Genomic DNA, 21,168 nt, shown 5'->3' with positions numbered 1-21,168 from the left:
CCGCGTCGCGAGCGAGCCGTCCACGGCCCCGGTGACGCAGCCCACATGAGCACGAGCGCTTTTGAATAGGAATCTAGCATGCGTATTTGCTAGCGTTCGGACCGTGCGATTGACCAAGTTCACGGACCTGGCACTCCGTTCCGTCATGCGCCTGGCCGTTGCCGCCGACGGCGAGGCCCTCACCACGCGCGAGGTGGCGGAGGCCATGGACGTGCCGTACACGCACGTGGCGAAGGCCATCACGCGCCTTCAGCACCTCGGCGTACTGGAGGCGAGACGGGGCCGCGGCGGCGGCCTGGCCCTGACGGAGCTCGGCCGGCGGGCTTCGGTCGGCTGGCTCGTACGGGAGCTGGAGGGCGACGGCGAGGTCGTCGCGTGCGACGACGATCCCCCCTGCCCCCTCCGAGGGGCCTGCCGCCTGCGGCGGGCGCTGCGCGACGCACAGGAGGCGTTCTACGCCGCGCTGGACCCGCTGACCGTCGGCGACCTGGTGGCCTCACCCACCGGGCCGGTCCTGGTCGGCCTGGTGGGGCGGCCCGCGGACTGACCCCCGCACGACCCCGGAACACCCGGAGCCGGACCCCGCGCCAGCGGAACCACGCGAACCACCGTCCCCGGACACGGGGCGTTCACCCGCACATCAAAATACGAAGATCATCTACTGATTAAGTGAGGAGTCGCTGTGCTGTCCGACGAGTCGACCCCGGTCATCCGCGCCACCCTCCCCGTGGTCGGCGCCTCCCTCGGGGCCATCACCGAGCTCTTCTACCGCCGGCTGTTCGACGCCCACCCCGCGTTGCGGCGCGACCTGTTCAACCGGGGCAACCAGGCGAACGGGGAGCAGCAGCGGGCGCTCGCGGGATCCATCGCGGCGTTCGCCGGCATGCTGCTGGACGAGCCGGACGCCCGCCCGGACGCGATGCTCTCCAGGATCGCCCACAAGCACGCCTCCCTCGGGATCACGTCCGATCAGTACAAGATCGTCCACCACCACCTCTTCGGGGCCATCGCCGAGGTGCTCGGCGACGCCGTGACGCCCGAGGTCGCCACTGCCTGGGACGAGGTCTACTGGCTGATGGCGAACGCGCTGATCGCGGCGGAGGCGAGCCTCTACCAGCAGGCCGGCGCCGCGGAGGGCGGTGCCCGGCACCCCATGGAGATCGTCGAGCGGCGGCAGGAGACCCCCGAGACCGTCTCGTTCACCCTGCGGCGGGCCGACGGCCGCCCGGCCGGAACGTTCCGCCCCGGTCAGTACGTCAGCGTCCAGGTCGAACTGCCCGACGGTGCGCGGCAGATCCGCCAGTACAGCCTCTCCGCCGCACCCGGCCGGCCGCACTGGAGGATCACGGTCAAGCGGGTCCGGGGCGCGGCGGGGCCCGACGGCGAAGTGTCGTCGTGGCTCCACGACCATGCCCGGCCGGGGGATGTGCTCACCGTGTCCGAGCCGTTCGGCGACCTGGTGCTGCCCCAGGGCGACGGCCCGCTGCTCCTGGCATCCGCCGGTATCGGCAGCACGCCCATGCTGGCCATGCTCGACCACCTCGCCTCCACCGGTTCGACGCGCCCGGTCACCGTGGTCCACGCCGACCGCTCCCCCGCCGACCACGCGCACCGCGAGGAGCTGCACGCCCTGGTACGGGCGCTGCCCGGAGCCCGCCTCCACCTCTGGTACGAGGAGCCCGGCGCGCACCCGGGTGCGGAGCCCGGCGGCTCGGAGGTGTCGGCCGGCCGGGCCGACATCGGCACCCTGGACCTCCCCGCGGGGCTGACCGCCTACCTGTGCGGGCCGCTGCCCTTCATGCGTACGGTCCGCGGCGACCTGCTGCGCCACGGGGTGCCGGCGGAGCACATCCGCTACGAGGTCTTCGGCCCGGACCTCTGGCTGGGCCAGCAGTAGCGGCACGCCGCCGGGCGGGACAGGCCCGGCATGCCCGGGCTCCTCCGGCCGGAGGAGCCCGGGCGCACACCGGCGCGCAGTGGGGACTGCCGTGCGCCGGGGGCGCACACCGCTCGTAATCGGTGCCCCGACGATGACGCGGCCCCCGCGGTGTCCGGGCCTCTCCGGCGCACCGCGTGCGGAATCATGGCTTCCCGTCGGTTCCCGTCGCCCCGGCGGCCACGACCGGGCCGGGGCCGGCTTCCTTGAGCGGGAGGACCTGTTGCACTCCAGAGGGACGCACGCCGCGCAGACCGGGACGGCCACGGGGGTGCCCCGGGCGGATGCCGCGACGGACGCCGGGAGGACGACGGCCGGGGGTGCGGCTAGGGGGCCGTGCGGGGGCGTACCCGACGGGGACGCTCCGAGCACGCCCGTACCTGCCGGCGTCCCGGCGGCAACGGCCGCCGACACCACGCCCCTTCCGGACGCCGACGCGCCGGCCGCGCACACTGCGGCCCCCGGCCCCCTGGAGGCAGGCGCACCGGGCCTCGGCCCTCGGAACACGGGCGCACCCGACGCACCCGCAACGGCGGGGGGTGCCGACGCACCCGCAACAGCCGGGGTTCCCGAGGAGCGACGGCCGTCGGCGCCGGCCGGGCCGCCGTTTTTCACCCCGGCGATGACCCGCCGCCGGTTCCTCGCGGCCTCCGGTGCCGCCGCGGGGGCCGCGGCGGGAGCGTCGGTGCCGGCCCCGGCCGCCGCGGCGGCGGCGCGGGACCGGTTCATCCGCCTGCACTACACCGCCGCCACGAACGGGGCCGCCGACCTCGCACCCTCCGGCGAGCGGCTGATCGCCGAAGTGCAGGGCGTCCTCTGGTCGTTCCCCCGCACGGGCGGCCCCGCCGTCGCCCTCACACCGGCCGCGCTGGAGCCCAACCGGCCCGTGCACTCCCCCGACGGCTCGCTGGTCGCGTTCTGCGCGTACCAGGACGGCGGGTTCCACGTGTGGACCATGCGGCCCGACGGCTCGGACGTCCGGCGGCTCACCGACGGCCCGTGGGACGACCGGGGCCCCGCGTGGTCGCCCGACGGAACCCGGCTCGCCTTCGCCTCCGAGCGCGGCGGGGACCCCGTCAGCGGCGCCCCGTACCGCATCCGGGTCCTCGACGCGCGCACCGGTGAACCGGTCGCCGTCACCGGGCTGCCGGGCCAGAACGGGCCTTTTCAGGATGGTCGTTGGGAGGACTTCGACCCCGCATGGTCGCCGGACGGTACGAGGATCCTGTTCGTACGGGCGGCCGTGACCGCCACCGCCTCGGGGACGGCTCTCGATGCCCGGACCGTGGTCTCCGTACCGGCGGACGGCAGCGGCCCGGTGACGGTCGTGCACACCGAGGCGGGCGCCGGTCAGGTGATGGCACCCGCCCTGTCACCGGACGGGCAGCGGCTCGCGTACCTGCGGGTCACCGCGTCCCCGAACGGAGGGTGCACCCTCGTGGTGGACGGTGAGCCGGTGAGTGTCGCCGGGGACATCGCCTCCGTACCACCGCGCTGGACCGCCCGAGGGGAGCTCCTGCTCACCGTCGACGGCCGGTTCACCCTCGTGCGCCCCGAGGCGCCCCACGCGCTGGAACGGATCCCCTTCGACGCGACCGTGCCCGTCCGCCGCCCGCGCTACCGGCCCAAGGCGTACGACGCCGACGGCAGCCGCGCGCGTCCCGTCCGCGGGATCCACCTCCCGGCGCTGGCACCCGACGGGCGCCGGCTCGCCTTCGCCGCGCTCAACTCCCTCTGGGTGGCCGACACGACGGGCGGTCGGCGCCCGCGCCGGCTGACACGGGCCGGCGCGACGCGGTACCTCCTCGGCCCGGTGTGGACGTCCGACGGACGGTCCCTGCTGTACGCCGACGACAGCGACGGACTGCTCGGGGTGTACCGCCATGACCTCGCCACGGGTGCGCGCACGGCCCTGGCGACCGGCGGACGGGTCCTTCCGGCCCTCTCACCGGACGGCAGCCGGCTCGCGTGCCTCGACCTGACGGGCCGTCTCCTCGTCAAGGACCTGGCATCGGGCGCCGAGCGCGTCCTCGCGACCCCTCTGGGCGGCGGCGGCCTGCCCGGCCGGCCCAGTTGGTCCCCGGACGGCCGATTCCTCGCCCTGTGCGACCGCAACCGGCTCAACCAGCGGTTCCGGGAGGGCTACAACCTCATCCGGATCGTGGACGCCGCGACCGGCGCCACCCGGCTGCGCGCCGTCGCGCCGCACGCCTCGATCTCCGACCGCTACGCCTCCGGACCCGTGTGGTCGCCCGACGGCCGCTGGATGGCGCTGGTCGTCGAATCCGCCCTGTGCCTGCTGCCGGTCACGGCGGACGGCGAGCCGGCGGGCCCCCTGCGACCGCTCACCACCGAACCCGCCGACCACCCCTCCTGGTCCGGCGACTCGGGGCAGCTCCTCTATCTGTCCGGCCACCGCCTGCGGTTGGCGGACGTCGACGGACGAGGCGCGCGCACCGTGCACGTACCGCTGGACCACCGGCGGCCCGCCCCCGCCGACACCGTCGTGCACGCCGGCCGGTTCTGGGACGGCACGGGCGGTGACGCGTCGGTCCGGGAGGACGTCGACGTCGTGGTGCGCGACGGACGCGTCGCGGCGGTGGAACCGCACCGGCCGGGCCGCACCAGGCCGGCGGTGCGACGCGTCGACGCCTCGGACCGGACGGTGCTCCCGGGGCTGTGGGACGCCCACGCCCACCCCTGGCAGAGCACGTACGGCGGGCGGCAGACGGCGTGCCAGTTGGCGTACGGCATCACGACAGCGGTGTCGCTCGGTGGCTTCGCCCACGAACAGGCGCGGATCCGTGAGGCGGCCGACTCCGGCGAGCTGGCGGGTCCCCGGCTGCTCAGCTGCGGTGAGCTGCTGGACGGCTCCCGGGTCGCCTACAGCATGGGCAGGGCCCACCGCACACGCGAGGGACTGCGCCGGTCGCTGGAGCGGGGCGCGGCCCTGGACTGGGACGTGGTCAAGACGTACGTCAGGGCTCCGGGCTGGGTGATGGAGGAGGCGGCGCGCTTCGCCCACGAACGGCTCGGGGTGCGGGTCGGCAGTCACTTCTGCTCGCCCGGGCTGCAGACCGGGCAGGACATGACCACCCATCTGCAGGCGACGCAGCGCGCCGAAGCCGGTCACGCGGTCACCGCCGCCGGGCTGGCCTACCAGGACGTGCGGGAGCTGTACCGGCGCGGTACCGGTTTCACGTTGATCGCCACTCCGTTCACCGCGATGTGGCTGGTGGGCGCCGACCCGGCCCTGGCACGGGACGAGCGGGTCACGAGGATCATGCCGCCGTGGGACTCCGCCCTCGTGCGCGACATGTCGGGCCGGCCGCCGAGCGCCGCGCAACTCGAGACGCTGCGGACGGAGATCGCGGTGTACCGGCACGTCCTCGCGGCCGGCGGGACGGTGGCGCTGGGGACGGACGCGCCGATCGTCCCGGTGGGGCTGTCCCTGCACCTGAACCTGCGGGCCCTGCACCGCGGAGGGTTGTCACCGGCACAGGTCCTGTCCACGGCGACCCTGCTTCCGGCGCGGGCCTTCGCCCTGGACCGGGACCTGGGCAGTCTGGAGGTGGGCAAGGTGGCGGACCTCACGGTGGTGGACGGCGATCCGTTCAGCGACTTCGACTCGCTGGTCCGCACGAGCGCCGTGCTCAAGGGCGGGGTGCACCACGAGACGAGCGCCCTCGTCGGGGCGTTCCACCCGCCGGCCGGCGAACGGGCCGGGGACGGGGCGCCGCGTGAGCGGCCCGGCCACGGGCACCGGGCGGACCGGGAGAACTGGCTGGACGTCGGCCGTGCCATGCGGCGGGACGGCTGCTGCTCCCCCGATCCGGCCGTATTCGCCCCCGGGTGACCGCGTCCGCGCGCGGTACTCGGGGGCAGGTTGCGCCGGCGGGCGCGCTCAGTCCTGGGCGTCCTGCGGGTACCACCGCAGCTCGACCGTGTTGCCGTCCGGGTCCTTCACGTAGACCGACTGGGCACTGCCACGCGCGCCGAAACGGCTGACCGGGCCTTCCAGAACGTCGAACGTGCCGGAGTCGATGACCTCCTGCCAGTCCAGGGGGTCCACCACCAGGCAGATGTGATCGACGTTGGATTCGCCGCGGGGGCGCGCGAACAGGTCGATGATCGCCGTCGGGCTGATCCGCACGGACGGGAACGGCACCTTGCCGGCCCGCCACTCCTCGACCCGTACCGGCTCCAGGCCGAGCGGTCCGCAGTAGAACTCCAGGGACCGCTCGACGTCCTCCACATTGAGCACCACGTGGTCGAAATCCTTGACCCGCACAGGGCCACCCCCTCCCGTGGTCCGGCCCACCGGCCGGACCGCTCGTACACCTCAGGTCGGTCACCCGGCCCCGTCACGTCGCAGCGGCAGGACGCTGCGACGGCGTGGCGGGAAGCCGGGACGCCGGCCAGCCACAGTACCGGCGGCCCGGACGGGTGGGCGCGGGCGGGGACGGCCTTACCAGCGGACGCCTGGCACCAGGCCGAGCGCGGGCGCCACCGGCGCGACGAGCTGCCCGAGTTCGCCGAGGCGCTGCACCCCTCCGAGGCCTCCCAGCTGCTGGGTGATCCTCGGCACCTCGGCGCGGCGCTCCGGGGTCACATGGCTCACCGACAGGTCTTCGACCTGACTGATGAGGGACGGTCCCTGCGGTCCGACGGGCACGATGGCGGCATCGGCCGCCGGGGCGGTCAGTGCCGAGGACCCGGCCGCGAGAGCGAGGGCGGTGAGAACGCGCTGTGTCTTGGTCATAACCGGACCAACGCCGCGACTCGGCGGAGGATACGGCTTTCCGCGCCATAGGGGTCGAGCGCGGTCGCACACCCGCGGGTACGCGGGTGCCGCGCGCCGGCTGCCGCCCGGTGGCGTCCCGACGGGAATTCCCCGCGGGGCGAGGGGTGTTACGGAAGGACGGCACGCAGGGAGGGCGGCATGTCAGGCATCGACGAGCGCACCGGTATCCGTACGGACCGGCGGTGGAGCCTCGGCTCCCTGCCCGTGGCCGCGACCGCGCTGACGGGCACGGTGGCGGTGTACATGGCCCTGGTGGCCTTCGGGAACCTGACCGACTTCGGTACGAACCAGCAGTTCGTCCAGCACGTCCTGGCGATGGACACCACGTTCCGGGACCCGGACCTGATGTGGCGTGCCATCGAGTCGCGGACCCTGCAGAACGCCGCCTACATCGCCATCATCGCCTGGGAGGCGCTGACCGCCGGCGTGCTGCTGTTCGCCACCGGCCTCTGGGGTGCGGGGCTGCGCGACGGACGTCATGAGAAGGCGCGCAGGGTGAGCTCCGTCGGACTCGTCATGATGCTGCTGCTGTTCGGGCTGGGGTTCTTCGCCATCGGCGGGGAGTGGTTCGCGATGTGGCAGTCGTCCGAGTGGAACGGCCTCGACGCCGCCGCGCGCAACGTCATGCTCGCCGCGTTCACGCTCGTCGTGGTCCACCTGCGGCCGTCGTCCCGGGACGGCGGCTGAGGAGCCGGAGCAGCGCATCCCGTCCCGCGTCACCGCTCGGCCGACAGGGCCCAGCGGACTGTCGAGGGCGCCGTGACGCGGACGTGCCCCTCGGCGTGGTCCCTCTTCAGGAGGGCCTCGTTGTAGGTGCTGCTTCCCCGGTCGGCGCACTCCAGGGAGAAGGCGAGTCCCACGGGTTCGACCGCGACGGAGAGGGTCCCCTCTCCTCGGCACACGACCTGTATGCCCAGCCGGCCGGTGCCGATTCCGCCGAGTGGGATGGTGGCGCTTCCGGCGCGGGAGTGCGTGGCGGCGAGCAGGACGCTGCCGTTCAGCGGTTCGGGAGCGACGCTCACCGTCTCCGCGGCACCGCCTCCGCCATCGGAGGATCCGCTCGGCCGGGGCGCGGCGGCGGGGGCGCTTGCGCCCGAGGGCCGGGCACCGGGCGCCTCGCCGCTGTCGCAGCCGGCCAGGGCCAGCGCCATGAGGCAGGCCGACAGGGCCCTGCTGTGCCGTGCCCCCACCGGCGGACGTGCCGGTCCTCGCATGCGTAGCCCTCCCCCGACACCGCACTCTTGCGTCGGCCTCAGTAAGGCACGCGGCTGACGCGATGCGCAGGGAAACGGTGAACTCCTGAGCGAAACGTGAGCCGGGGCGTCCGGAACGGGGCGGGGGAACCATGGATCGTCGCGCCGCCCGGACAGCGCCCGGGCACTGAGCATGGCGTACGGGACGACGGCTGCACCGGAGGCGGGCACGTCCGGGAGGGTGCCCTGTCATGGCCGCTGCGGGCGGGCGGCCGAGGCCTGCCGCGTGTCCGCGCCGGAGCTGACGTGGCGCTGGGTCTCCTGGGGGCCGTGCCAGTCCAGGCACATCACGGTGGCATCGTCTTCGAGTTGGCCGTCGGCGGCATCCCGGACCGCGGAGGTCAGCGTCAGGGCGGTCTCCCGTGGGTGCAGGTCCCGGGTGCGCTCCAGCAGGGCGGGCAGGTCGACCGCCTCCCCGTGCCGTTCGAGCATGCCGTCGGTGATCATGAGCAGCCGGTCACCGGGGCGCAGATCGACGTCCTGGACGCGGTACGGGTGGGGCCTGAACTCGGACAGGCCGAAGGGATGGTCCACCTCGAAGGTGATCGTCTCCACGGTCCCCCGGCGCATGCGCAGGGGCCAGGGGTGGCCGGCGTTGACGATCCGGGCCTGCCCGGTGTGGAGATTGATGCGCAGCAGTTGCCCGGTGGCGTGACCGAGGCCGTGGTCGGCCAGGGCCTGGTCGGCGAGGTGGGCCTGGTCGGCGAGGCCGGCGCCCGCGCGGCGGGCGCCGCGCAGGGCGCTCACCAGTACGGTGGCGGCCAGGGCCGCGTCGATGTCGTGACCCATGGGGTCGGTCACCGACACGTGGAGGGTGTCGCGGTCCAGGCAGTAGTCGAAGGTGTCGCCGCTGAGGTCCTCGGAGGGCTCCAGGTTCCCGCACAGGGTGAACTGCGCGGCCTCGCACGACAGCGACGGGGGCAGCAGCTGGTACTGGATCTCCGCGGCCAAGGTGGGGGGCCTGGATCGTTTGCCCCAGGTGTAGAGGTCGGTGAAGCGCCCGTTGGCGATCACGATGTAGGCCAGGAGGTGGGCGGCTTCCCCGACCGCCTCGAGAACGTCCTCCCCCGGATCGGCGGGAAGGAGCAGTTCCAGGAGCCCGATCGCGTCCCCCCGGTTGGTGACCGGCACGATCACCTGCTGTCCCTGGCCGGTGGCGTGCTGATGCAGCCGCTGGGTACGGATCACCTGCTCGTAGACGCTGCCGAACATGGGGATCCGTTCCGCCTCCCGCCCGCCTTCGGCAGGGGCGGTGGACAGTCGCGCCACCGCCTTCCCCGTCAGGTCCACGATGAGGAATGAGACCTTCGTGGCCTCGAAACGCCGCCGCAGATCCTCCGCGACCACGTCGACCGCGTCGACCGGCGCCGCCGCCTCCGCTCCCGTCAGCAACCGGGGAAGATCCCTCTGCCCGCTCATGGCCACAGCCCCTTCCACCGGCCCTCCTACCAGCTTGGGAACCTCCACCGGTTGCGTCAATCCGCGACCCATCACCCTCGGTGACGATCGCCACGCCACGTGTGCCAGCGCTGACGAGTCGGCCCTGGCCCGCCCGCGCGCGTAGCCGTCACCACGGCCCTGGCCGCAACGCTTCACCGCGAGCACGCCCGGGCCAGGGCGTCACGGGCCGTGACGCCACCGCCGTACGGATGGACCTGGGCGAGTCCGGCATGCGGCTGTCCCGCGGGACCGCTCGCGCCGGAAACGCCGCGCCCCGGCGGGACGGCCGGCCGGGTGCCGCAGCACGGCACGCAGCCTCCGGGCGGTGATGGGCGACACCGCTCAACCTCATGCGTCACCCGTGCATCCGCCACGGCGTTTCGGCCATGCCGGGTGGGGACGCGCACCGGACGGGCCAAGGGTCCATGGCTTCTACATGAGCCGCCGCACGCCCGGTCATGCGGATCCCGCCGCGTCCGAAATACGTGTGTTCGATATCGCGGTGCGGCTCGTTGTCCCGGATGCCGCCGGCGTTCCCCCGAACAGCACGACGAAGGAGTCCAGTTGGCCTCAGCAGAAGCCCAGGAGCAGCAGGCCGGTCCGGTCCCTCCCCCGCCGCCCGCGGAGATCCGGTACACGGGCGAGTACTCGGTCAATCCCCTCGGAGCGGTGTCCCTCCGCAGGGTCGCCGCCCGGATCCCGCAGGTCGTGCGCCGGATCATCGGCATGTCGTGGCGCATCGACCGCCGGGCGGTGCTGCTCCTGCTGACCTGCCCGGTGGTCACCGGGGCCGCGGCGGCCGTGCTGCTGGCGGCGACCGCCCGCGCGATGCGCCCGGTCCTCGGCGGCGGCCCGGTCGCCGAGCGGCTGCACCAGGCGCTCCCGGCCCTCGTCGTCGTCGGCGCCGCCGCCGCGGTGACCCGGATCGCGGCCGCCGTGGCCACGTACGCGGAGCGCCGTATCACGCCCCGCCTCACCACCGAGACGGACACCGCCCTGGTCGAGGCGGTCTGCCGGGTGGAGGCGTCGGCGTACGCGGTCGACGGGTTCTCCGACCGGCAGGAGGCCGCGGAGATGGGCGTCATCCGCACGCACGTCATGGTCACCGACACGCAGCGGTTCCTGTCCGCCCTGATCAGAATGGTCACGGCCGCCGGAGCACTGTCCGTCCTCAACCCGCTGCTGCTGCCCCCGCTCCTGCTCGCCGTGCTCCCCGCGGGCGTCGGCGCGGTGCTCACCGCCCGCGTGGACTACGAGATCCACTACGAGAACATCGCCGACCGCAACGTACGGGGCATGATGCGGTGGTGGTCCACGACGCCCAAGTACGGCGACGAGGTCCGCGCCAACTCCATGACCGACTACCTGCTGTTCTGGTACCGGTCGCTGTCGGACCGCTGCGACCGGCGCACCCTGGCCGCGGCCCCGCGTACGCTCCGGATCTCCCTCCTCTCCTCACTGGTCGCCGGGGTGTTCCTGGTCGCGACCTGGGGAGCGCTCGCCTGGCTGGCCATGACGGGGAGAATCGCGCTCGCGCTCGCCGCGACGGCCGTCGTCGCCGTGCAGACCACGCTCGCCGCCCTCTCGCAGGTGATCATCAACGGTGCCGCCCTCTTCCACACGAGCCTGTACCTGACCGACATGCAGGCGTTCCTGGACGACGCCGGACGGCGGGCGCCCCGGCGCGGCACGCTGGCGGTCACCGCGCCGGTGGAGGAGGTCCGGCTGGAGGAGGTCGTCTACCAGTACCCGGGCAAGGACCGGCCCGCCGTCGACGGCGTCTCGCTCACCCTGCGCCGAGGGGAGATCCTCGCGATCGTCGGCACCAACGGCTCGGGCAAGTCGACCCTCACGCGCCTGATCACCGGGATCTACCTGGCCGACAAGGGCCGGGTCAGCTGGAACGGCATGGACCTCGCCGGGACCGACCCGGGCACGGTGTGGAAACGGACCGGCCTCGTCCCGCAGATCTTCGCCCAATGGCCCCTGCGCGTCCGCGAGAACGTCACCCTCGGCCAGCCCCGCACCCACGACGACGGACCGGTGTGGGACGCGGTGGACGCCGTCGGGATGCGTCAGGCCGTGGAGGACCTCCCCGCCGGCCTCGACACCCTCCTCGCCCGCGAGGTCTTCGGCGGCGCGGAGCTGTCGGGCGGGCAGTGGCAGCGCCTGGCCTGCTCCCGCGCCCTGTACCGCCGTCCGTCGCTCCTCATCCTGGACGAGCCCACCTCCCAGATGGACCCGCGGGGGGAGCACCGGATCTTCGAGAGGATCAAGTCCATCGCCGCCGACCGCATCACGATCGTCGTGACCCACCGTCTGGAGAACACGAAGATCGCCGACCACATCGTCGTCATGGAGGAGGGCCGCATCACCGAGCAGGGCCGGTACGACGATCTGGTCCACGCGGGCGGCACGTTCGCCGAGCTGCTGGAGCTCTCGCAGGACCGCTGAGCCGTGTCCGCACGGTTCCGGGCGTCGCCCGGCCGCGGGCTGACGTTCTCCGGGCGGTGGCGCCGTCCGCGGTACCGGAGCGGCGCAGAGGCGAGGCCACAGAGCGGGGCGCGGGAGGGCGGTGCGCGGAAGGGCCCGCGACACCACCTCGCCGGCTCGGCTCACAGCCGCTGGTCCGCCACCTCGTCGTCGGTCGGGCCCTTCCCGGAGGGCAGGTGGCGGCGGGCCCGCAGGGCGCGCAGTCCGTCCAGACGGTGGATGACGGGCGAGGCCGTCACCCCGTGCAGGGCGACCGAGGCCAGCACGGTGAAGGTCACCACGGCCCACAGCTCCTCCGGAGGGACGTGGAAGTCCTCCGATCCGAGCGCATGGGCGAGGTAGTACAGCGACCCGATGCCGCGGATGCCGAAGAACGCGATCACCGCGCGCTCCCGGGGGCCCGCGGCCGTGCCGATCTGCGAGACGCCGCCGACGAGGGGGCGGACGACGAGCAGGAGGAGCAGGCCCACGGTCGCGCCCTGCCAGGTCAGGGCGGCCAGGCCGCCCTGGGCGACGTAGGCCCCGAGCAGGAAGAGCAGTCCGGCGGTCAGCAGCCGCTCTATCTGCTCCACGAAGTCGTGCAGCACGGTGTGGTACCCATGGGCCCGCTCGGCGGCGCGGACGCGGCAGGCGGTGATGAAGACGGCGAGGAATCCGTAGCCGTGCAGGAGTTCCGTCAGCCCGTAGGCGAGGAAGGTGGCGCCCAGCGCGACGAAGCCCTCGCGGTGCTCGGACAGCCGTACCGAGGCCCGGCCGGCGCGGAAGAAGAGCCAGCCGAGCATCCTGCCCACGGCGAGACCGGCCAGGACGCCCACCACGCACTTGTAGCCCACGTCGACCAGGAGCCAGTGTCCGACCCAGCTGCCGGACAGCCCCGTGCCGGCCGCGGCGGCGAGCGCCACGGCCGCCATGACGAGGGGGAAGGCGAGGCCGTCGTTCAGGCCGGCTTCGCTGGTCAGGGCGAACCGCACCTCGTCCTCGTCGTGTTCGGACTCCGTCGGCTCACCGACCCGGACCTCCGAGGCGAGCACCGGGTCGGTGGGCGCCAGGACGGCCGCGAGCAGCAGCGCGGCGGCCGGGGGCCAGTCCAGCAGCCACCAGGCCGCCGAGGCCACCGCCACCACGGTCAGCGGCATGGTGACACCGAGCAGCTGCCAGGAGGCCCGCCACCGCCGTGGGCCGACGGGGCGGTTCAGGGCGAGCCCGGCACCCATGAGCGACACGATCACGCAGAGCTCGGTCAGGTGCTCCGCCCATGTCCGGTCGCGCACCGGATCGATCACCGGCAGGGACGCGAGCAGCGGTTGCAGCGCGACCCCGCCCGCCAGGAAGACGAGGGGCATGGACAGCGGGCGGCCTGCCACCAGCCGCGGCAGCACGGCCGCGGCGAGCGCACCCGCCCCTGACAGGGTGTAGAGAAGATCGGCCGAGGTCACGGAAGTCCACTGCCCCGGACGTGCGGCGGCACGCCTGCGCTGCGACCCGCAGCACGGCGGCGGGAACTCCCGCTTCCCGGGCGGTGGGCACGCCGCCGGGGATCCCGGCGGGTCCGTCAGCGCGGGGTGCGCGTACGGGACGGGCCTGCGGGGGTCACGCCGGGGAGGAGCAGGGGTCCGGCTTCGGCCGCCCGCCCCGGGCCAGCTCGGCGTTGAACTGCGCCCCGGCCAGCAGCACCACATGGGAGACCCACAGCCACACGAGGAACGCCACCATGCCGGCGAGGGACCCGTAGAGGCGGTTGTACGTCGCGATGTGCGAGGCGTAGAACGCGAAGCCCACCGAGGCGAGCAGCCAGAGAACCACCGCCAGCGCCCCGCCGGGCAGGTTCCGGCGCAGCCCGCGCGTCTCGGCGGGTCCGGACCGGAACAGCAGCAGGACCAGGGCGACGACCACGAGGAACAGCAGCGGCCACTTCATGGCCGTCCATACGAGCGCCGCCTGGTGGTCCGCGCCCGTCCCCCGGCCGATGGCCCGCGCGATCCGCCCCGTGGCGGTCAGCGTCAGCACCCCGCAGAGCAGCAGCGCCAGGACGGTCAGCGCCCGGAGCAGGATGGCGGGGAACGCCTGCCACGCCGGTCGGCAGTCCGCGACGCCGTACATTGCGTGCAGAGCGCGCCGGAACACGGCCAGGTAGCTGGAGGACGACCACAGCGCGGCGCCGAGGGTGAGCACCACGAGCAGCCAGGGCACCGAAGCGCCCTCCTGGCGGCTGCCCAGGGCCTGTTCGAGCACCGGACGGGCCTCCTTCGGCACGAAGGCGCCGAACTGCGCGATGAGTTCGTGGGGGGAGCCCGTACCGAGCAGGGCGATGGCGAAGACGATGACCAGCAGGGCGGGGAACACCGCCAGGACCGCGTAGTAGGTCAGCGCGGCCGCCCAGTCGGTGAGGTCGTCCTCCCACACGGCGACCGGCGTGCGCGCCAGCGCTCTCGCGTACTCCTCGCGCTCGCGAGGGGGCACAGCCCCGTTCGCGGGGACACCGATCGCCATGCAACCACCGCTTCCGTCCCGGCCGGCGTGAGCCCGGCCCCGGTCCCGGTCCCGGTCCCGGCAGACGCCGCGACAGGGGTTTGTCCGGTCTGCTGCCCCGCACCGGCGTTCTCACGCCGCGCGGCGCCCGGACGGTTCGGCTCCTCGCGCAGGCGCCCCGTGAGGTGGCGGCGTCCCCTCCCGCGCCTCACCCGAATCGGGGGCTCTGCGCCCATCTCGCGCGGGGGACGGTGCCGCCGTCCTAGCCTGGCGCCGGACGGCACGGTTGTGCTCCCCGCCCACGTGGTGGTGGCTCCGGCGAACATGGCGTCCGGGGCCCGGGGGCCTGTGCCGGACGCCTTCCCCATGGCAGTCCACCACACCCTCGAGAGGAGCCCGAGTTGGAGCACTCCGGTTCACCGCAGAGCCCCGCCGCACCGCGGATCCCGGCTTCCCGTCAGAACCCCGCCGCGCCGCGGATCCCGGCTTCACCGCAGATCCCGGTCGCACCGCCGCGCCCTGTGGCGGAGGCGGGAGCCGGCCAGGCGCTTGCGCCCCGCCTCGCCACTCCCGCCGACGCCGGCGAGATCGCCCGTCTGCGTTCCGAGCTCATCCTCTCCGAACGGCTCGACGAACACTGGCTCGCCCTCTGCCGCGAGCAGCTCGCCGCACGGCTCGTCCCCGGCGGCGATGCCCGGGCCTACGTCGTCGACGCGCCCGCCGGAGGACTGGCCGCCTGCGCACTGGGGCTGGTCCAGGCGGTGCTCCCGGCACCCGCGTACCCGAAAGGGCTGGCCGTGCGGATCCACTCCGTCGCCACCGAGCCCGCCCACCGCCGGCGCGGCTTCGCCAGGGCCGCGCTCTCCGCGCTGCTGACGCACCTGGAGGAGGAGGGGGTCACCCTGTACGAGCTGTACGCCCACGGCGAAGGGTCCGCGCCGCTGTACGCGTCGCTCGGCTTCGCCCGCGACCCCGCGCTCATGCGCATGACCCGCGTGACCGCCCGGACCGGGACGCAGGCGTCATGAGCGCCACCTGGCTGCCGCCCGAGCAGTACGCCGAGACCCTCGTGAAGGCGACGGCTTTCGCCTGCCTGTTCGTCACCGACGAGCACGACCGTCCGGTGCAGCTGCGTGCGGTGTACTCGCAGGACCATCCGTGGCAGTGGCCCGGCGGAACCATGGAGCCGGACGAACGCCCCTGGCAGACAGCCGTGCGCGAGTGCCGCGAGGAGACCGGGATCGTCTTCGGCGGACCCCCTCGGCTGCTGGCCGCGGTGTTCGGTCTCCCGGGCGCGCAGTGGCCGTACAACACGGTCGGCTTCGTCTTCGACGGCGGCCGCCTCACCGCCGAGGAGATGGCGAGCATCACCTTGGATCCGGAGGAGCACGACGAGGTGCGCGCCCTGGCGGTGGAGGAGTGGCGGGCGCACATGCCCCGGCAGGACTTCGCCCGGCTGGAGGCGGTCATGGCGGCCCGCCGTACGGGCACGACGGCGTACTTCGACACCTGGGACTGGGGGGACGGGGACTGCTGACGGACGGGCACGGCCTCCGCCCGGGACCGGGACGCAGCAACCGCCCCCCACCGTCACGGCCACAGCCACCGCCCGCCACCGTCACGGCCACAGCCACCGCCCGCCACCGTCGCGGCACGGCCCCTGCGGGCAGGACGTCAGCGCTCCGCGTCCTGGGCTGACAACGTTGTGCCGGACCGCCCGTGCACCCGCTGATGGGCCAGCGCCCACCAGACCTCCGCCAGGGCGGCCGGGTCACGCAGGCTCGTCCCGGACAGCGCCTCGAACCGCCGCAGGCGGTTGCGCAGGGTGTTGGGGTGGACGAACAGGCTGCGCGCCGCGGCCTCCAGCCGGAGGCCGTGGTCGAGGAAGGCCGCCACCGCCTCCTCCAGTTGCGTGCCGTCCTCCCCGTGCTCGCGCAGCGGGGCGAGCCGCTGGTGCGTCAGGCGTTCGCCGATCTCCGGCGTCTGCACCACGGCCGTGCGCAGGCCGAGTTCGTCGGTGGTGTGGACGCCGGTCAGGCCGAACGCCACAGCGACGCGCAGGGCCAGCGACGCCGAGACGAACTCGTCGGCGACGTGGCACGGCTGCACCGCCGCACCCAGCCCGAGCGCGAGCTCGCGGAAGAGCCGCGGCGGGCGGGCGGCGAGCAGCCCGGCCACGTCACCGTCGACCACGGTCACCATGAGGCCCCCGGCGGGGCCCTTCGCGATCCAGGGGCGCAGCTGCTCGATCACGCGGACCGCGTCCGTGGCACCGCAGGCCGCCCGGGCGCGGAACGGCATGGCGGGCGTCGCCGATTCACCGGCCCGGCCCCGTACCGCCGCGGCGTCCACGGGTACGAGCAGCAGCATGCGGACGTACTCCTCCAGCGGCGGCCCGGCAGGCCGGCTCCCGCCCGGTGGACGGGCACCGTCCCGCACGGCTCTGCGGCGCACGATCCGCACCGTCATGGCGGCTGCCCACGCCCACACCTGCTCGCCGATGGCCAGCAGTTCCTCGGGGTGCGCACGGCGCTCGGTCATCTCCCGGCTGAACCGGGACCACACGACGTCGACGCCGATCCGGTGGGCCCGGATCACGTCGTCGACCGGGAGTGCGTCCCCGATGGCGGCGGAGCCGGCCGGGTGCCGGGCGCCGCGCCCGCCGGGCGGGGGACCCACCGGTGCCGGGCCCCGGGGAGCGCAGAGCCGGTGCACGACCGACAACCCACGGTCCACCGCACGCGCGACCCGCAGGGCGAGGAGGTCGGGCGGTACGCGCGCGTAGGACGGCAGTTCGGCGCGCAGACGGCCCGTCACTTCCTCGACGAGCGGGCCCAGATCGGCCCGCAGGGCGGCCACCGCCGCCGGCACCGTTGTGGAAACCTCCACCACACTCCTCATCGCCCGGTGCCTTCCTCCATGGTGCGGATCCTTGACGATCGCCATGCTAGGACCCTGCCGCACCGACTCCCCCATGCGCCAAGTGGCGCGGGAGCGGGCGGACTCGGGGTGCCAGGAGGCGCCCACCCCCCACTGCACAAGGACTTCCATGGCTGTTTCCTGGAGACGCGCGGCGCTGCCCGCCGCCGTCCTCGGCATACTCGTACCAGCCGGTTTCGGCGCACAGGCATTGCTCGGCTCCTCCGGTGACGGACCGGCGGGGGGCGTGGCGGCGGCCCGGCCGACGGGCAGCGCGTCCGCGCCGGCGTTCGCCGGGGCGGAGACCGATCACAGCGACGCTGTGGTGGCGCAGCCGTCGTCCGCGCCCGACCGGCAGGTGCACGCGTCGTCCGTACGCGTCGCCTCGTACGACCCGCAGTTGCGACGCGCCGTGCTGAAGACGTCCGGCGACCGGGCGGTGCGTACGGGCGACGTCGTGGCCGCGGCCCCGAACCGGTCGGCTCCGGCCGGTGCGCTGTTCAAGGTGGCCCGGGTGACCGGCACCTCCGACGGCGAGGTCACGGTGAACACCGCGCCGGCGACCCTGCCGGAGCTCCTCGGCGACCGGACGGTGAAGCAGCGTGCCGCGGTCTCCCCGGACCGGCTGCGGGTCAAGCCGCTGTCGTCGGGCGTCACCGCGACGACCGGCCGGCCCACCGCCGCCCCGGGCACGGCCGGCGGTCCGTCCGCCGGACCCACGGACGGCACGCCGCCGTCCCCCACGGTGCCCGATGCCACCGCCTCCCCCTCGGGACCGCCCTCCGCGTCCGCACCGGGGACGCCGCGCGGCACCGCGCCGCAGGCGCCCGCGGAGGCGGGCGACCAGCAGCGGGAGGTTTCCGGCACGCCCACCGCGCGGGCGGCCGCCGAAACGCCCCGTCCGCCGGCGGAGGCGTCCTCGGCCGCACCGGCCGGCTCCGGGCTGCCCCGGGAGGCGGCCACGCCGCTGACCACGCTCAAGCTGGCGCTCGACGTCCCGCTGCCGGCCGGCATCGAGGCGACCGACCGCTCACCGGCCCGGCTGGCGGGTGAAGTGCGGTTCACTCCCGAGGTGTTCTTCCAGTACGAGAAGCGCGGCGGACTGTCCGTCCTGCCGGAGCGGGCGGCCGTCGGGCTCGGCGGTTCGTACGGGTACGACTGGGAAGTGCACGGCAAGGTGTCCCGCGCCGTGGACTCCGGCGAGGTCACCACGCCCCTCGCGTCGGTGACGGGTCAGCACACCTTCTGGGTCGGCCCGGTGCCCGTGGTCGTCAACACCGAGGTCGTCTTCGTCTACCGCTTCACCGCGGACGGCCGCATCGTCCTCGACGCCGAGCAGCGCACGGCCGGTTCCTTCGACATCGGCGCCCGCTACGACCGTACGCAGGGCTGGCAGGCGGTCCGTCACGCGCAGCAGCGCACGGAGGGCGCCCCGCCGCGGGTGGAAGGAGCAGCCTCCGCGAAGGCGTCCATCGGGGCCCGCGCCACCGTCTCGCTGTACGACACGGCGGGCGTCGGCGGCGATCTGTCCGTACACCTGAGGGGGCGTGCGGCTGCGGCGACGGACGGTCCGCCCGCCTGGGAACTGAGCGCCGGTTACGACCTGAAGACCGAACTGACGCTGCAGCTGAAGATCTTCGGCATCCGGATCGTGGACCTGCGCACCACTCCGTGGACGGCACGCGACGAGCGGCGCCTCTTCGGCGAGGGCACCCTGCCCCCGGTGTGAGGCCGCCGCCACGGGTTCCCGGGGGCCCGCCGGTGAGCCGGCCCTGCCGGTGCTGCACGGCCGGCCTCTCCGGACCCCCCGCCGCCCCGGCGGCGGGGGAAGTCCTCGGGCTCCCGGGTCCGTTGCCCACCGGGGCGATGAGTTCTCGGGGCGCGGGGAGTCTCAACCGTCGTCATCGACGGACAGCACGGGAGAAACACGTGGCTCAGCTGCTGAGGGTGCAGAACTTCAACGTCTCGAGTGACGGCATCGGCGCCGGTGAGGACCAGAGCCTGGAGAATCCGTTCGGCCACGCCGACGCCGGGAGGCTGTTCGCCTGGGCCGGCGCCACGGCGAGCTGGCCCATGCGCACGGACCCCGGGGGCAGCCGGGGCCTCGACGACCACTTCACACGGGACCACGCGCGCAACATCGGCGCCGAGATCATGGGCCGCAACAAGTTCGGGCCGCAGCGCGGGCCCTGGCAGGACCACGAGTGGCGCGGCTGGTGGGGTGACGAGCCGCCGTTCCGTACCCCGGTGTTCGTCATGACCCACCACGAGCGTCCTTCGTTGACGCTCTCCGACACCACGTTCCACTTCGTCGGCGGCGAACCGGCCGCGGTTCTGGAGCAGGCGCGGGAGGCGGCGCAGGGCAGGGACGTGCGGCTCGGCGGCGGTGTCACGACCATCCGGCAGTTCCTGGACGCCGACCTCGTCGACACCCTGCACGTGGCGGTCTCGCCGGTGAAGCTCGGGTCCGGGGTACGGCTCTGGGAGTCGCCCGAGGAACTGCTCGACCGGTTCCACCTCGAGGTCGTGCCCAGTCCGAGCGGTGTGACGCACCACCTGTTCTGGCGAAAGTGACGCGGCCGGTGGTACCCGCGCTGCGGGCCGGGGCGTCTCCGTCACCGCGGCGGGTTCCGCCGTTGTTTCCGCGGCAGGGGGAAAGGGAAGGCTCGTGGCGCTCGCCCGGCCCGGTTTCCCAGCGCTCCCCGGAGGAGGGCAGGTTGAGAGCTGTTCCCGTCGCCTTCGGTGGCCCCAGGGCCTGGAACCGGGAGACGCTGCGGGCAGAGGATCTCCTGATCACCCTGCCGCCCGCGTGGGCGGAGAGGCTCCGGACGGTCCGGACGGAGAGTCCGGGGGCGGCCGGCGGGCCGCCCCCTCCGGCCGGGCTCGTCGGCCGCATCGCGCGGCAGCTGTCCGACGGCCCAGGAGTGGCGGTGGTGCGGGGGTGGCCGCTGGACGGCCTCGGCGAGCCGGAGTGCCACGCCCTGGCACGCTGGTTCGGCGCGTACCTGGGCATACCTCGGCCGTCGGACGCCACCCAGGGACACGTCGTCGTCGCTGCCGTACCGCCGCCCGGGCAACCCGGGCATCCGGCACCAGGACCGGGCCCGGGCGCGGGACCGATACGGGGCGCGGGACCGATACCGGGCGCGGGAGCGGGTGTCGCGGGCCACGACAGGGACGACCGCGAGCTGGCCTTCCACACCGACCGCGCCGGTCCCCCCGGCCCGCCCCGCATCCTCGGGCTGCTCTGCGTGCGTCAGGCCGCTCACGGCGGCGAGTCGCTGCTCGTCAGCGGCTGCACCGTCCACGACCGGCTGCTCGCCCGGCACCCGTCGGCTCTGCCACGCCTCTACCGGGACTTCCACTTCGGCCGCGGCGACGGCTTCGACCGCGTCTACCCCGTCTTCCGGCGGCGCGGGAACCGCCTGCTGGTCCGGTACAACCGGCACTGGATCGAGCGCGGCGGGCGTGAGGCCGCGGCACCCGTGTCGTCCGCGGACTCGGCGGCCCTGGACGCCTTCGACGAGATCCTGGCCGACCCGGGGAGCGTGGTCCGGATCCGCCTGCGGCCGGGTGACCTCCTCCTGCTGGACAACACGTCCGTACTGCACGGCAGAACCGCCTTCACCGACGCCGCGGACGACCCGCGGCACCGGCGATGCCTGGTGCGTGTGTGGCTGGACTGAGACCCGGCAGCACCGTCACCGCAGGCACGGACCGGCCGGGACCGGTGCGTCGGGGGTCCGGCTGCCGGCGCGGCCCGGGCTGTCGCCGCCGCGGAAGCCGCCGGCGATCCCGGAATCACCCGCCTCCCGGAGCCGCACCGGCCTTCCCGAACCACCGGCCGTCCGGAG

The 21,168-nt window shown here is 74.3% G+C and carries 17 protein-coding genes; 10 read left to right on the top strand and 7 right to left on the bottom strand.

All coding sequences use genetic code 11. From position 1 onward, the window contains the following. Positions 1-103 precede the first annotated feature (103 nt). The 3 genes from nsrR to IH00_RS0130960 all read left to right on the top strand — a co-directional run bounded on the left by nsrR (position 104) and on the right by IH00_RS0130960 (position 5,792). Positions 104-547 carry a nitric oxide-sensing transcriptional repressor NsrR gene (nsrR, locus tag IH00_RS0130970; RefSeq protein WP_031079372.1) on the top strand — a complete coding sequence of 148 codons (444 nt, stop codon included), beginning with the start codon at positions 104-106 and terminating at the stop codon, positions 545-547. A gap of 135 nt (positions 548-682) precedes the next feature. Continuing rightward, positions 683-1,897, top strand: a complete 1,215-nt coding sequence (locus tag IH00_RS0130965) for a globin domain-containing protein (protein ID WP_031079370.1) — start codon at positions 683-685, stop codon at positions 1,895-1,897. Positions 1,898-2,558: 661 nt separating this feature from the next. Beyond that, positions 2,559-5,792, top strand: coding sequence for an amidohydrolase family protein (locus IH00_RS0130960; RefSeq protein ID WP_052411762.1), 3,234 nt, complete (start codon positions 2,559-2,561; stop codon positions 5,790-5,792). 48 nt (positions 5,793-5,840) lie between these two features. Here IH00_RS0130960 and IH00_RS0130955 read toward each other — a convergent pair whose 3' ends face one another. Continuing rightward, the gene (locus tag IH00_RS0130955) at positions 5,841-6,227 is read right to left on the bottom strand and encodes a VOC family protein (protein WP_031079367.1); all 387 of its coding nucleotides are present in this window, start codon (positions 6,225-6,227) and stop codon (positions 5,841-5,843) included. 177 nt (positions 6,228-6,404) lie between these two features. Then, positions 6,405-6,698 carry a hypothetical protein gene (locus IH00_RS0130950; protein WP_031079365.1) on the bottom strand — a complete coding sequence of 98 codons (294 nt, stop codon included), beginning with the start codon at positions 6,696-6,698 and terminating at the stop codon, positions 6,405-6,407. Positions 6,699-6,878: 180 nt separating this feature from the next. On the opposite strand from IH00_RS0130950, the gene IH00_RS0130945 reads away from it, so the two are divergent. Next, the gene (locus IH00_RS0130945; RefSeq protein WP_052411761.1) at positions 6,879-7,427 is read left to right on the top strand and encodes a DUF2165 domain-containing protein; all 549 of its coding nucleotides are present in this window, start codon (positions 6,879-6,881) and stop codon (positions 7,425-7,427) included. A gap of 29 nt (positions 7,428-7,456) precedes the next feature. On the opposite strand, the gene IH00_RS44425 is transcribed toward IH00_RS0130945, so the two are convergent. Both IH00_RS44425 and IH00_RS0130935 read right to left on the bottom strand, forming a co-directional pair. Beyond that, complete coding sequence (locus IH00_RS44425) at positions 7,457-7,954, bottom strand: hypothetical protein (RefSeq protein ID WP_234335025.1); 498 nt, start codon at positions 7,952-7,954, stop codon at positions 7,457-7,459. Between the two features lie 228 nt (positions 7,955-8,182). Beyond that, on the bottom strand, positions 8,183-9,412 hold the full coding sequence (locus IH00_RS0130935) for a PP2C family protein-serine/threonine phosphatase (RefSeq protein ID WP_052411767.1): 1,230 nt from the start codon (positions 9,410-9,412) through the stop codon (positions 8,183-8,185). Positions 9,413-9,997: 585 nt separating this feature from the next. On the opposite strand from IH00_RS0130935, the gene IH00_RS0130930 reads away from it, so the two are divergent. Continuing rightward, complete coding sequence (locus IH00_RS0130930; protein WP_031079360.1) at positions 9,998-11,887, top strand: ATP-binding cassette domain-containing protein; 1,890 nt, start codon at positions 9,998-10,000, stop codon at positions 11,885-11,887. A gap of 161 nt (positions 11,888-12,048) precedes the next feature. Here the strand turns inward: IH00_RS0130930 and IH00_RS0130920 are convergent, their stop codons facing one another. Together IH00_RS0130920 and IH00_RS0130915 are read right to left on the bottom strand one after the other, a co-directional pair. Further along, positions 12,049-13,362 (bottom strand): cation:proton antiporter, encoded by a 1,314-nt coding sequence (locus IH00_RS0130920; protein ID WP_031079358.1) that lies wholly within the window; start codon positions 13,360-13,362, stop codon positions 12,049-12,051. 154 nt (positions 13,363-13,516) lie between these two features. Continuing rightward, the gene (locus IH00_RS0130915) at positions 13,517-14,416 is read right to left on the bottom strand and encodes a YihY/virulence factor BrkB family protein (RefSeq protein WP_031079357.1); all 900 of its coding nucleotides are present in this window, start codon (positions 14,414-14,416) and stop codon (positions 13,517-13,519) included. A gap of 500 nt (positions 14,417-14,916) precedes the next feature. Between IH00_RS0130915 and IH00_RS0130905 the strand changes: the two genes are divergently transcribed. Beyond that, positions 14,917-15,423 (top strand): GNAT family N-acetyltransferase, encoded by a 507-nt coding sequence (locus IH00_RS0130905; protein WP_063835457.1) that lies wholly within the window; start codon positions 14,917-14,919, stop codon positions 15,421-15,423. Continuing rightward, entirely contained in the window at positions 15,420-15,932 is a 513-nt protein-coding gene (locus IH00_RS0130900) for an NUDIX domain-containing protein (RefSeq protein ID WP_031079354.1), read from the top strand. Before IH00_RS0130905 ends, IH00_RS0130900 begins: the two co-directional genes overlap by 4 nt. A gap of 137 nt (positions 15,933-16,069) precedes the next feature. Here IH00_RS0130900 and IH00_RS0130895 read toward each other — a convergent pair whose 3' ends face one another. Beyond that, complete coding sequence (locus tag IH00_RS0130895) at positions 16,070-17,284, bottom strand: helix-turn-helix domain-containing protein (RefSeq protein WP_234335024.1); 1,215 nt, start codon at positions 17,282-17,284, stop codon at positions 16,070-16,072. Positions 17,285-17,444: 160 nt separating this feature from the next. On the opposite strand from IH00_RS0130895, the gene IH00_RS0130890 reads away from it, so the two are divergent. From IH00_RS0130890 to IH00_RS39115, 3 genes are all read left to right on the top strand, one after another. Beyond that, positions 17,445-19,043: a hypothetical protein gene (locus tag IH00_RS0130890; RefSeq protein WP_031079352.1), complete on the top strand. Its 1,599-nt coding sequence runs from the start codon at positions 17,445-17,447 to the stop codon at positions 19,041-19,043. Between the two features lie 200 nt (positions 19,044-19,243). After that, on the top strand, positions 19,244-19,888 hold the full coding sequence (locus tag IH00_RS0130885; protein ID WP_031079350.1) for a dihydrofolate reductase family protein: 645 nt from the start codon (positions 19,244-19,246) through the stop codon (positions 19,886-19,888). Between the two features lie 143 nt (positions 19,889-20,031). Then, positions 20,032-21,000 carry a TauD/TfdA family dioxygenase gene (locus IH00_RS39115; RefSeq protein WP_052411759.1) on the top strand — a complete coding sequence of 323 codons (969 nt, stop codon included), beginning with the start codon at positions 20,032-20,034 and terminating at the stop codon, positions 20,998-21,000. The last annotated feature ends 168 nt before the right edge of the window (positions 21,001-21,168 follow it).

The sequence above is a fragment of the Streptomyces sp. NRRL S-118 genome, assembly GCF_000716335.1.
GTDB lineage: Bacteria > Actinomycetota > Actinomycetes > Streptomycetales > Streptomycetaceae > Streptomyces.
This window is presented reverse-complemented; position numbering and strand designations above follow the sequence as displayed.